This is a genomic window from Colwellia sp. C1TZA3 (assembly GCF_007954265.1).
Lineage (GTDB): Bacteria > Pseudomonadota > Gammaproteobacteria > Enterobacterales > Alteromonadaceae > Cognaticolwellia.
Genome location: NZ_VOLS01000002.1, coordinates 107,647 through 120,973 on the forward strand (window position 1 = coordinate 107,647; position 13,327 = coordinate 120,973).

The 13,327-nt window shown below is 39.0% G+C and carries 9 protein-coding genes; 2 read left to right on the top strand and 7 right to left on the bottom strand.

Features of this window, described 5'->3' with window-relative positions; genetic code table 11:
- Positions 1 to 18: 18 nt before the first annotated feature.
- Positions 19 to 3,093: an FAD-binding and (Fe-S)-binding domain-containing protein gene (locus tag ESZ39_RS01390; protein WP_146878000.1), complete on the top strand. Its 3,075-nt coding sequence runs from the start codon at positions 19 to 21 to the stop codon at positions 3,091 to 3,093.
- Positions 3,094 to 3,297: 204 nt separating this feature from the next.
- Here ESZ39_RS01390 and ESZ39_RS01395 read toward each other — a convergent pair whose 3' ends face one another.
- Positions 3,298 to 4,341: a Leu/Phe/Val dehydrogenase gene (locus tag ESZ39_RS01395; protein ID WP_146878001.1), complete on the bottom strand. Its 1,044-nt coding sequence runs from the start codon at positions 4,339 to 4,341 to the stop codon at positions 3,298 to 3,300.
- Positions 4,342 to 4,535: 194 nt separating this feature from the next.
- Between ESZ39_RS01395 and ESZ39_RS01400 the strand changes: the two genes are divergently transcribed.
- Positions 4,536 to 4,937, top strand: coding sequence for a DUF4826 family protein (locus ESZ39_RS01400; RefSeq protein ID WP_223270195.1), 402 nt, complete (start codon positions 4,536 to 4,538; stop codon positions 4,935 to 4,937).
- A gap of 131 nt (positions 4,938 to 5,068) precedes the next feature.
- Here ESZ39_RS01400 and ESZ39_RS01405 read toward each other — a convergent pair whose 3' ends face one another.
- From ESZ39_RS01405 to hflD, 6 genes are all read right to left on the bottom strand, one after another.
- Positions 5,069 to 7,630 (bottom strand): TonB-dependent receptor plug domain-containing protein, encoded by a 2,562-nt coding sequence (locus ESZ39_RS01405; RefSeq protein ID WP_146878002.1) that lies wholly within the window; start codon positions 7,628 to 7,630, stop codon positions 5,069 to 5,071.
- Between the two features lie 1,122 nt (positions 7,631 to 8,752).
- The gene (locus ESZ39_RS01410; protein ID WP_191321677.1) at positions 8,753 to 8,998 is read right to left on the bottom strand and encodes a hypothetical protein; all 246 of its coding nucleotides are present in this window, start codon (positions 8,996 to 8,998) and stop codon (positions 8,753 to 8,755) included.
- A gap of 10 nt (positions 8,999 to 9,008) precedes the next feature.
- Positions 9,009 to 9,587: an RNA polymerase sigma factor gene (locus ESZ39_RS01415; RefSeq protein WP_146878003.1), complete on the bottom strand. Its 579-nt coding sequence runs from the start codon at positions 9,585 to 9,587 to the stop codon at positions 9,009 to 9,011.
- A gap of 437 nt (positions 9,588 to 10,024) precedes the next feature.
- On the bottom strand, positions 10,025 to 11,179 hold the full coding sequence (locus ESZ39_RS01420; RefSeq protein WP_146878004.1) for a cupin domain-containing protein: 1,155 nt from the start codon (positions 11,177 to 11,179) through the stop codon (positions 10,025 to 10,027).
- A 113-nt stretch (positions 11,180 to 11,292) separates the two neighbouring features.
- Positions 11,293 to 12,663, bottom strand: coding sequence for an adenylosuccinate lyase (gene purB / locus ESZ39_RS01425; protein ID WP_146878005.1), 1,371 nt, complete (start codon positions 12,661 to 12,663; stop codon positions 11,293 to 11,295).
- Between the two features lie 33 nt (positions 12,664 to 12,696).
- Positions 12,697 to 13,320 (bottom strand): high frequency lysogenization protein HflD, encoded by a 624-nt coding sequence (gene hflD, locus ESZ39_RS01430; RefSeq protein WP_146878006.1) that lies wholly within the window; start codon positions 13,318 to 13,320, stop codon positions 12,697 to 12,699.
- Positions 13,321 to 13,327: the final 7 nt, after the last annotated feature.

The window sequence follows — 13,327 nt, forward strand, 5'->3', positions numbered from 1 at the left end:
TTAATAGACTTTTCACCTATGTTACCTCGCTTAAGTCCTCAAGAGTTAGTTTCTCCTTTATATCAAGAGTTTGCCAAAATCTTGGCGACTAAACATTTTACCGGTGATATACACTTTCAATATAGCGCACGTTTAGCGCACGCAACCGACAATAGTATTTATCAACAATTGCCACAATTAGTGCTGCATCCACGCTGTAAGCAAGATATTCAAATAGTAACGCTACTAGGCAGTGAAGAGCAATTTAACGCGATAAAGTTTAGTGCTCGCGGCGGCGGCACTGGTACTAATGGCCAAAGTTTAACGCCAGGTATCGTGCTTGATTTATCAAAATATATGAATCGTATTTTAGAGATCAATGTCGAAGAGAATTGGGTTCGAGTCGAAGCTGGAGTGATTAAAGACCAATTAAATGATTATCTTAAACCCTATGGTTTTTTCTTTTCTCCTGATTTATCCACCAGCAGCAGAGCCACTATTGGTGGTATGATTAACACCGATGCTTCAGGTCAAGGCTCACTGGTTTATGGTAAAACCTCTAATCACGTTTTAGCACTTGAAAGCGTATTAGTTAATGGCGAATTTTTAAACACAAAACCTCAAACCATTGCTCAAGCACAGGCATTAGCTCAGCAAGACAGCAGTGAAGCAAAACTAATGCAACAAGTCCTTAAGTCTTGTGGTGAAAATCGCGCCTTAATTTTAGAAAAATTTCCCCGTTTGAACCGATTCCTCACTGGTTATGATTTAGAACACGTTTTTAATGACGACTTATCAGTAGTGGATTTAAGCCGTATTATTACTGGCTCTGAAGGCTCGTTAGCTTTTGTTTGTGAAGCCAAACTAAATTTAACACCGATCGCTAAAGCTAAAACACTCATTAACATTAAATATGACAGTTTTGACTCGGCGCTGCGCCATTCACCGCGATTAGTGCAAGCTAAAGCGACGTCAGTGGAAACCATTGACAGTAAAGTATTGAATCTAGCTAAACAAGATATTGTTTGGCAACTGGTAAGTGATATGTTGCAAGATGTTGATGGCGCCGTAATGGATGGCATCAATATGGTGGAATATAACGGCGAGAGTGTTGAAGGCCTTGCCGAGCAAGTTAGCGCGTTATGTCTCGAGCTTGATAAAGATATAGCTAATAAAACCGGTGTTATTGGTTATCAAGTGACCTCCAATCTAGCCAGTATTGGCAAGTTATACGCTATGCGTAAAAAAGCGGTTGGCTTATTGGGTAATACTAAAGGTAGCCAAAAGCCGCTAGCCTTTGCCGAGGACACCGCTGTACCACCAGAAAATTTAGCTGATTATATTGTTGAGTTTAGACAGCTACTTGATAGCCATGGTTTGCACTACGGTATGTTTGGTCATGTTGATGCAGGCGTTTTACATGTTCGGCCGGCATTGGATATGTGCGACCCAGAGCAAGAACTTTTACTGAGAGAAATTTCAGATCAAGTGGTGGCATTAACCGCTAAATATGGCGGTTTAATGTGGGGCGAGCATGGTAAAGGTTATCGCAGCGAATATGGCCCTGAATTTTTTGGTGAGACTTTATTTACCGAATTAAGAAAGATTAAAGCGGCTTTTGACCCGTTAAATAAGATGAATCCAGGTAAAATTTGTACGCCTTACCTTTCCACTGAAAAGCTAGTGTCCGTTGATGACACCAAGCGTGGCTTTTACGATAGACAAATACCTATTACGGTAAAAGACTCCTTCAGTTCTGCGCTTGACTGTAATGGTAATGGCTTATGCTTTAATTATGATGTAGACAGCCCGATGTGTCCTTCAAGCAAGGTCACACGAGATCGTAGGCATTCGCCAAAAGGTAGAGCTGGCTTAATGCGTGAGTGGTTGCGTTTAGTCGAATCTAAAGGTGTTGATGTGTTAGCGTTAGAGCAAAATATACAACATTGGTCAGTAAAAAGATTATTAGACAAGGTAAAAAACCGTTTTAATAGTCAGTTTAAAGGCGTTGAGAACGATGACTTTTCTCATGAAGTAATGGAAGCTATGCAGGGGTGTTTAGCCTGTAAAGCTTGCGCGAGTCAGTGTCCGATCAAAGTTGACGTACCTGATTTTAGAGCACGATTTATTAATCTTTACCACTCACGATATTTTAGACCGCTAAAAGATCACTTAGTGGCGAATGTAGAATCTATGACGCCAATAATGGCTAAAGCACCAAAAATAATTAACAGTGTTTTAGCGTCTAATATTTATGATAAATTCTCGCAAGTGACTATCGGCTATGTTGACACGCCACTATTGTCGACTCCGACATTAGCGCAAAGAATTGCGAAGCATAAATTTACCAGCTTTGATTTATCAGCACTTAAAAGCCTGTCTGCTGATAAACGTGCGAAGACATTGTTAATTGTTCAAGACCCATTTACGTCGTTTTATGATGCCAAAGTGGTTGAAGACTTTATGTTGTTGGTGAAAAAGCTTGGTTTTGAACCGATATTATTACCATTTAAACCTAATGGTAAGCCGCAACACGTAAAAGGTTTTTTAGCTAAGTTTGCCAAAACGGCTAAATCAACAGCAGATTTTCTAAATCAAATTCATCAACTTGACATACCCATGGTGGGTTTAGACGCATCACTAGCCTTATGCTTTAGAGACGAATATAACCAAGTGTTAGGTAATAATCGTGGTGATTTTGAGGTCAAATTAGCGCACGAATGGCTAATAGCGATTATCAAGTCACCAAGTAGCAGGGTGATTGATAAAGTGCTTAAGAGCGAAAATTCTGTAGATTATAAGCTCTTTGCTCATTGTACCGAAAAAACCGCGTTAGCAGGTAGTGAAGGGCAGTGGCAGCATATATTCCAACATTTTGGTTTGTCATTATCCAGTGTGTCGGTGGGCTGTTGTGGTATGGCAGGTACCTACGGCCATGAAAAAGTTAATTTAGATAATTCTAAAACACTTTATAAAATGAGCTGGCATAATAAAGTAGCAGACTTGGCTACTGAGCAAATATTGGTTACTGGCTACTCTTGTCGTAGTCAAATAAAGCGTTTAGATAACAAGCTAACCTTGCATCCAGTGCAGGCTTTATTAAACACCTTGTAGCTTATTTTTAGCATAAACACCTAACCTATTTGGCTAAGTGTTGACAAAATCAACTTAAATATCGCTATACTTTATAGACAATAAAAGCACCTCTCGGTGCTTTTATTGTCTAGACTAACTTTATGCTGATAGCTGAAGACTGAAAGCTAATAGCTTAAGTACTAATAGCTATTAATTTAGCAATCTAGCCGATTAATGTTAAAGCTATTTCGCACCATTAGCGATAATATTACGTGCCATTTCATCGGCAATAAAGCCCGTTGGCATGTTATTCGCCGCCGCTGTTTCGAAAACAGTCATCAAGGTGTGGTAAATATTTTCTACTAACCTTGTCGCACTGTCAGCACAATAAGGTTCTGGATAAATTTCTAAAGCAACATTAATAATACCACCAGCGTTAATGACATAATCAGGGACATACAAAATGCCTTTTTCTGATAGCATTTGATCATGGCGAGACTCGGCTAATTGATTATTAGCACAACCGGCCACTATCGTAGCTTTTAATTGCTTTATCGTGTCATCATTAATCGAAGCACCTAGTGCACAGGGCGAGTATACATCAACATCTTGACTATAAATCTCGTCTAAACCCACAACAGTTGCATTTAGTTTTGCAACCGCTTTATCGAGTGCAAGCTGATTAATATCAGTGACAATTAACTCAGCGCCAGCGGCATGTAATTTTTCACAAAGTGAATAACCCACACTGCCTAAGCCTTGTACTGCCACTTTGATACCGGTTAAGTCATCTTTATCTAACTTAAATTTAACGGCGGCTTTAATGCCTAAAAAAGTACCTAATGCGGTGAATGGTGCAGGGTTGCCGCTTTTACCTTCAAGACCAGAAACAAAAGCGGTGCTTTGGTTAACGATTGCCATGTCGCCGGTAGTGATATTAATATCTTCAGCGGTATAGTAGCGACCATTTAAATTATTAACCGCTTGGCCATAGGCCTTAAACAACGCGGTTGATTTTAATGTTTTAGCGTCACCAATAATAACGCCTTTGCCACCGCCTAGTTTTAAACCGGCCATGGCATTTTTATAAGTCATGCCTTTAGATAAACGTAATACATCTTTAAGTGCGGCTTCATCACTTGCATAATCCCAAAAACGACAACCGCCAGCTGCTGGCCCTAAGGCTGTGCTATGAACGGCTATAATGGCTTTTAGCCCTGATGCTTCGTCACTGCAATAAACGACTTGTTCATGGTTATCAAAATCTACCAAATCAAAAACGGCCACTATCGAAATCTCCATTGATCTTAGAAATAGTTCAAGTATTAATTTTACTTCAACTAGGGTTGTAATAATTCGCTGCGCACAATACCATTTAGGTAAATGCTTCGCTAGTGAAGCTATAAATGAATTTGAACTTTGCTGTGAATTAATCCATACAAACTTCCCGTTATTAACTTATTAATAAAAAGAACCTAAACATGACAGATAAATTAGCAATGACTCAAGAACAACAACAAGCTTGGATCCGAGAGCAGTACTTAAAAGCAACTAAATATCTTGCAGAGAAAGGCTTAGTAACAGAAAGTGTTGCCGACACTGAAAGTCGTTATTTGATCCCTTTAATGGCGGTATGGAAAATTAACTTGTTAGATAAAACCAAGGTCTGGGTGATCAGTGGCGATTTACCCACAGACCATTTAGTTTTGGAACAAAATGAGCCGGCTCGTAACGTATTACGCCACTTTACTTTTAAATGGCAAGTACAAGCTGATAGTTTGTTAAAAAGTGATGTTGAGGAACAAGTTGAATATGCAAAACTGCTAGTGAATAAAGCGGAAGGTCTTTATCAGCTTTATGCCAAAGATGAGTTATGGGTTTAGCAATAGACCGACATTGCAATGGTTTTATTCTTTCAGGTCTAATGATGAAGGTAATACCAAGTTGATTTAAAAAGACGGCAATAAAAAGCGCAGATGATTCTGCGCTTGGCTTTACCTTCTAGTCAATAAGCTTAGAATTTAAATTCAGCGCCCGCATAATAAAATGCGCCGTTAAATCCAAAAGGTGCTGAGCGACGTGAATAAGTAAATACTCCTGGGCTACTGACGACAATATTACCACTTGCATCTTCTATGGTGCCTGAGCGTGAATTACCTATGGTATTTTTATCTGGATAAACATCAAACAAATTATTACCACCAATGTTAAATGACAAGTCATCAGTGACATGATAGTTGATGCGTAAATCAGTTAATACTTCAGCGCCGTAGGTTTGACTACCGCCATCGGTCACTGTGTATTCGCCATAACGGTTAAAGGACAAATTGATACTGACATTATCGACAGTATATAAACTACTTAAGCTAATACGGTCTTGTGGTTGCCACTCTTCAATAATAGAAATATCTTGTTCTGAAAAAACATTACCTGGGTTTACCCCTCCTAGCGCACTGTTTTTTGGCGTATAGATACTGACTACATCAGTCTCAGTAAAGTTAGCGGCTGCGGTTAAGTTAAAGTCACCACCTAAGAGCTCAGTATTCCAAGTAGCAATGATATCAATACCTTTGGTTTCAGTGTCAGCACCATTAAGGAAAAACTGTCCAGCACCCGCGCCAGAGGCAATTAATGCTGCATCTAGAGCTGGTGATAAACCTTGACCTAATGAATTACTCAGCACAATACGATCATCAATATCAATTGAGTACCAATCAACAGTTAAGTTAATTTCATCGCTAAGATTAATTACCGTACCTAAACTAAAATTGGTTGCTTCTTCTTCTTTTAACTCAGGAATACCGATCGCTTTGGCAAGGTTTGAGTCATTACGAAAAGTACCAACCTGTACAGCAATTTGATCGCCATCGGGGTTATTTGGATCGTTTTGAAACTGGGTACTAATATTGTCGGTATAAAGTTGCTGCATTGACGGAGCTCGGAAACCCGTACTCATCGCACCTCGAATGGCGATAGTCTCAGTTATTGACCAATTTGCGGCTAATTTAAAATTAGTACTATCACCAAAACCTTGGTAATCATCATAACGGGCTGCAGCACTGACAATTAAGTCTTCCGTTACTTCAGTTTCAACATCGATATAAAAAGAGATAACATCACGAGTTTCATCTACCGCTTGCATCGGCGCGGTACCACCAAACCCTTGCGTACCGGCAGAACGGTCATCTATGTATAAGCTGTTGCCTTTATTATCAGTGTCATAATCGCGATAGGAATATTCATCTCCCGCCGTGACTATAAACTGATCAGTTCTAATTTCTGCTCCCATAGCTAATGAAAACAACTCATAGTCTTGGGTATAGTCAAGGTTTAAGGTTTGCAGTGATAACTCTAATCCGTATGCTGAAGCTTCGCGCGGAATAGAAGATCGAATTTCATCCGCCGTTAAACTTGAGCTATAGCGTAATGAGTTAGCATAAGAAGAGTTGATGGTATCACTGGTAACATAATCTATATTGTTTTGACCATAGGTATAAGAAAAGTCTAAAGATGAGCCATCAGAAAACCCTGTTTGATAGCCGATATTATAAGAAAAATCTTTTATTTCAGTATTAATTTTAGGTAAAAATCCGTTAGGAATAGTCGCATCACCATCTTGCAGCAGGGCATTACCGCCGGTATTATTGTTGTGGCGAAAAAATGCGGCAGATTCATTATCGCGATTTGAGTAAGTAAGGAAGCCGTATAATTCACCATCACCTAATTCATAACCAGTATTAATGGTTAAACCAAACTGGCTAGAGTCTGCATCACCAATTCTAAAAGTGGATCTGCTAGCTGTTGCTTCTCTTGGGTCGCTTAATAATAAATGACCATTAGCTAACTCGGTACATCCGGAGAATTGGCATGAACCATGTAAACCCGCGCGGTTAGTAAGGCCACGGTCTCTAAAGTTTAAGGTGGTATTTAAGTAACCGTTGTCTCCTAAGTTAAAGCCCTTAGTAAGGTCTACATTGGTTGTTTCACCATCACCTTCTGAGTATTCACCATAAGATACTGCAACTTTACCGCCTTCACTGGCATCGTTAAGTACAATATTAATCACGCCCGCTATAGCGTCAGAGCCATATTGAGCGGCAGCCCCATCTCGCAATACTTCAATGCGCTTAATCGATGCCGCCGGGATAGCATTCATATCTGTTCCTGCAGTACCGCGGCCAACAGAGGTATTTATATGAATTAAACTGGCTTGGTGACGACGACGACCATTGATCAATACTAAGGTTTGATCTGGTCCTAGGCCTCGTAGTGTCGCTGGACGTAATGCATCGCTACCATCACTGATGGAAGAGCTAGAGAAGTTAAATGATGGCGCAATAGCTTGAAGCATACGACCCACTTCTGTTTGGCCGGTATTGGCTAATGCTTCTGCGGATAAAATATCTACTGGTACTGGTAATTCTTCAGCAGAACGGCCAGCAACTCGACTACCAATAATCGCTATTTTCTCTATTTCACTTTCTTGTACTTGAGCGGGTTCTTGTGCCAGCGCGGTTTGACTGGCTGCCCCGATTAAAAGGGGAATTAGCGTGGCGTGCATGTTTTTATTTTTCATTGTTATCTCTCTTTTTTATGTGAATCAACTGGAATACTCGGATGACCAAAGTTATTAACAACAGCAACTAAACCATTTAGTCATTTTTTAGGCCAAAGTTAACTGGATAATAAGATTTTTAATACCTTTGCTTGATGTTATTTGGTCAAATCAAAAGAGAACATAATCGTTTGACTGACCTGTTGGCCAAATGTAATTAAGGCTTTATTCAGGCGAAATTTCTTTTGCCAACTGTGCAATATAAATAAACAGCTAGGCAGGGGAAATCCTCCAATTTATTTTTAATGTTTATTATTTTCTTCATCTGTAATGAAACAACCAGTAATGCCGGCTAACTATCTTGATTAAATAAATATTAAATAAATATCAAATAAATAAAAAGTAAATAAGACTGATGAACGTTAGGAAGGAGATTTAGCCAAGGTAAGTAATACCAGTTCCATTAAGTCTGTGATCTTGTTGTGCGCAGGAAAAATAACTCAAGGTAAGGCGCTCGATTGAGCAATAGCTGGCTATTGGGATTGAGAGCAACACAGCCTTGAGCTATTTTAACTAGTACAAGTGAGCAATAACTTAATGGGATTGGTATAAGATAGTGCCGTTAAACTTTTTGTTAGAATAAATACTAAAATTATCCTGCAACGACATAAAGAAGCTTTTGGCTATCAGCTTTCAGTTAACAGAGACAATAGTCAGCTTGCTTTGTCTGTTAGGTTTTTGTCTGTTAGATTTTTGTGTGTCAGGTTTTAAGAGGCAGCTGTCAGTAAAATATCTATCAGCTTTTAGTTAACAAAAACAACAGTCTGTTAGGTTTTTGTGCATCAGGTTAAATAAAATTGAACCGTTTTGGCATGAATGCCAACCAACAAAAATAATATCTGTTGTAGATGTTTTTGACCTACCGCATTAATTGCCTGTTTAACGGTGATGGACTTAAGTCTGATTTACAAAAAATTTGGCTAACATGTTAATATTATCTCTAATCCTTTGAATAGTAGACTTTATAAGCTAACAACAGTGTTGTTGAACAGAGCCATATTATTAGGTTAACTAAACGATTATTTATCTGGTTAGTTAATTGTTTAATTCCACTGTAAGCTTTTGTTTATAAAATAATTTTTATCAGTAACACTTGACGGGTACATAGCTTAATTTATTCAATACACTTAGATCATCCCAATAAGAAGCCATCTCAATTAACACGTTATGGTGCTCAGTGTTTTGCTTACACCAAGCCATAAGTTGTTGCCTTTCAGTTTTACTTAGTCCTCGATCTATGCGGCTGACCCAAAGACAGGCAAGCTCTTGGATATTCCTATCCATTTGCTTTTTATCTGCTTTAGTAAATAACTGGCTGACATCACCCATTGGTATTACTCTATTTCCTAGCTGTTTTTTTTACTTGGCTGCTATGTACTTGGTGTTCTGGTTTTGCACTTTGAATCATCTGATCATGGTTCATTCGCTTTATATACCTTGCACTTTTTAGTAGGCCTTGTGCTATGTGTTTTTCAACCGTACTTTCACTTAACTTTAGATAGCTCGCAATTTCTTTTTGGCTTAAGCCATAAACTTTCTTTAATATAAAACATTTTTGCACTGAACCTGAAAGCTGATCGGTAGCACGGCAAAAAAATAAAAACTGTTCTTTGCTTTCATAATCATCTTCAACATTGACGCTAGTTAATTGGACCGGTGGATGGGTAAAATCCTCTAAGGAATCATTATATTTATTATCCCATCGAGCGATATGATTTAACGCAAGATTTTTTGCGGTTTTTAGCATATAGCTGCGCACATATTTAATTTCTTTTTTTAAATCAGCTTCATAAGTTTTAACGAAGGTTTCTTGCACAATATCATCAATATCGTCAAACCTAACGATATGACTAACCAAGCCACTTATATTTCTTTTTGTGCTAAGAAAAAGGCTTGTTAATGTCGAGTTTCTTGCCATCCATGTCTGCTCAATACATTTTAACTTGAAACGATGATAGTCATGAAGTTGACTAAATGTCTAACCATTATTACATTATTACATTTTTACTTTAATTTATTCGCTAGGCCTTTATAGAGAGTGATTAAATCTCAACACGATAGAGAGTTCAAGTTTTTCTACAGCCGTTGCGCTTTAAGCTGCAGACTTGTGCAAGTCGAAAAAGGGTCAGGTACAAGGTAGGATTAAAGAGAATAGTTGTTCTTGGCAATGGTGTCCTACGTTGTATACCTGGATAAGTCAGTAGAACAATGCCGGTGCATATTGTCGAGCAATAGTCGGCTATTTTGATTGCTAGCACGGCAGCCGTAGTATAGTTTAACCTGCACAAGTGAGTAGACGACGGTAAGCAAAGTGACTTCTTGGCTGAACTTTACTCACCGTTTATGACTTGAGCTTTATTCTATATACCAATAACCTTTATTTAAAACACCGGTTAACAGCTGAGTGTTTTTCAAACAACGGTTAAGCGTTTTCATTTTACTGGTGCTTAAAGGCTTTTGTTTTGCTAGGTGCTGGGCTAGTGCCAGGGTTTGCTGATCTAATGGAAAACTTTCTCCGTTGAGAAAAAGGGTGGGTTGCACATCACTTATTATTGCGGCCTTTAATCCTGATACCGGCATAAATAAAATATCTGGCTCCGATAATATATCGAGCAGTTTACCTTCATCTATGTCATTAACGGGGACTAAAATTTCTAGAGCATGATGGCCTTGTGTTAGGTATTGGCCAATAAACTGTTCATAGAATTCTTCTTGCTCAAGTTGCTGTAACATAAAGGCTTTTAATTGCTGCTTGTCATCTTGAGTAATAGTAAAATTGTCTTGGCATAAGGCTCTTGCTGGGTCACTAAACCTTTGTTCACCGAGATTATTATCAATGAGTTTATCAGCAAAACTTGACCAGAGTTCTTGGCTTGATGGTGCTTGAAAGCCAATAGAAAAATTAACTGAATTTTCTATTGATTCACCTTTGTGTGGATGGTTTGGTGGAATATAAAGTAGATCACCAGCCTCTGTTATTTCATCAATAATAGCGGTAAAACTTGAAACCTGTTTAAGATCAGCATGAGGTAATAAGCTTTCTAAGCTGCTGTCGGGTGCGCCGACCTGCCAGCGTCTTTTGCCACTGCCTTGAATAATAAAAACATCATATTGATCTAAATGTGCACCGACACCGCCGTTAGGGGTTGAAAAACTCACCATAACGTCATCTATGCGCCAGTTTGGAATAAAAGCAAAAGGGGCAAGTAAATTATGGGTAGGTCGTGACCAGTTGTTTACCGCTTGCACTAATAGTGTCCAATCAGACTCGCCATATTGTGAGAAATCTTCAAAAGGACCATGGTCAACTTGCCAGTCGCCTTTGTTATTAGTACTAACGATACGCGACTGTATTTCAGCTTCCATGGCCAATCCTGCCAGTTCGTCGGCGCTTATTGAGTCTTTAAAATTAGCAAAGGCTTTTTTGATCAATAATGGTTTTTTTTGCCAGTATTGTGCAAGAAATATTTCTGGAGTTAAATCACCCCAATTTAACGAGTCTACATTCATAGTGAAACCTTATTTGCATTACTATTGATTGGTGATTATTAAAAATTAAATAATAAAAAGGGAGCCTATCGGATCCCTTTTTTTAGATTAGCAAAACGAAATGCTCAGTCTATTTAGTCCAGTTCGTCAATAAAAGTGACTGCGCGGCCAATGTAAGAAGCTGGGGTCATTTCACAAAGTTGTGCTTTTGCCGCTTCTGGTAGTGCTAACGTCATGATAAACGCACGCATAGAATCACCGTCAACACGTTTGCCACGGGTTAACTCTTTTAGTTTTTCATAAGGTTTTTCGATGCCGTAACGGCGCATAACAGTTTGAATTGGCTCGGCAAGCACTTCCCAATTTGAGTTGAGTTCGGCTAATAAGTTGGCTTCATTTACTTGTAGCTTGCTAATACCTTTACGGGTTGCTTGATAAGCAATTAAGGTATGGGCAAAACCGACACCTAAGTTACGTAAAACGGTAGAGTCGGTGAGGTCACGTTGCCAGCGAGATATCGGTAACTTCTGGGCTAAATGGGTAAATAAGGCGTTCGCAATACCTAAGTTACCTTCTGAGTTTTCAAAATCAATTGGGTTAACTTTATGTGGCATGGTTGAAGAGCCAATTTCACCAGCAATAGTTTTTTGTTTAAAGTGGCCTATAGCAATATAGCCCCAAACATCGCGATCAAAGTCAATTAAAATGGTGTTAAAACGCGCAATAGCATCGAAAAGCTCGGCTATATAATCATGCGGTTCAATTTGTGTGGTGTATGCATTAAAGCTTAAGCCCAACGAGTTAACAAATTCGTTAGCAAAATTGTGCCAGTCAACTTCAGGGTAAGCCGATAAATGGGCATTGTAGTTGCCCACGGCACCGTTAATTTTTCCTAACATTTCAATTTGGGCAATTTGCTCACGTTGACGTTTTAAACGTACGTAAACATTGGCCATTTCTTTCCCTAGTGTACTAGGAGATGCTGGTTGACCGTGGGTACGACACATCATGGGAATATTTTTATATTCAATCGCCAAGGCTTTTATATCACCAAGGATATCGTCAATCATCGGCATTAATACTTGTTCGCGACAATCCGTTAACATTAAGCCATGTGAAAGGTTGTTAATATCTTCTGAAGTACAAGCAAAATGAATAAACTCGGTAATGGCATTTAATTCAGCATTACCACTAATTTTTTCCTTAAGAAAATACTCAACCGCTTTTACATCGTGGTTGGTGGTGGCTTCAATGTCTTTAATACTTTGGGCATCAGCTTCAGAAAAATCAGTAATAATAGTATCTAATAGCGCATTAGCTTGAGCAGAAAACACCGGAACCTCGGCAATTTCAGCGGTTGCTGCTAACTTTTGTAACCAACGTACTTCAACCGTAACACGGTATTTAATTAAGCCAAATTCGCTAAAAATAGGGCGCAATGATTTAACTTTACTGCCATAACGACCGTCAACCGGTGATATCGCACTTAATGCTGAAAGTTCCATAGTAATTTCCTGAAGTTAATTTTAATTCTAATTTTATATTTCTTTAAGTAACTGTTGAGCGCACGCCACCAACTTTGTGCGGCCAAATAATATATTTCTGCGCTTGCCGCCCACTTGACGCCATAACACGCTTGAGCGAACACCGGCGAGGAGCAAGGCACGGATTTTATGCTGATTACTTTGTTGCTTGAGTAAGCTTGGTTCACCCGCCACTTGAATAGGCGTGCCTATTGGACTAAGTAAGTCACTATAAATACTGGCTAAACTAGCAATCAGCGTGTCACTGGTAATCTCGTAATGCGCGAGCTGACGTTGGCTTTGTTCGATACGTTCACCCAGTAGTGATAATTGATTTTTTTTATTGGCTAAACGTCGCTCTAAACCTAATAAGCTGACCACATAGCGAGTTAGCTCTGGATCTTTTTTACTGGTTTGATTACCTAATTGTTCAATTAAGGCTTTTAATCCTGAGGTTAAGTGCGCAATGTCGTTACTGTAAACCTCTAAAATGCTTTCGGGTGAAGTCACCATAATACTGTTGAGCATGATAGCGAGCTCAGCGTCTTCTACTGTGCCAGTACGCGCTATTTTTTGCACTAAAACTGAGGCTTGGCAAACTGCCGCCATGGTAATGGTTTGTTTTTCTAAATTATTCATGTATGCC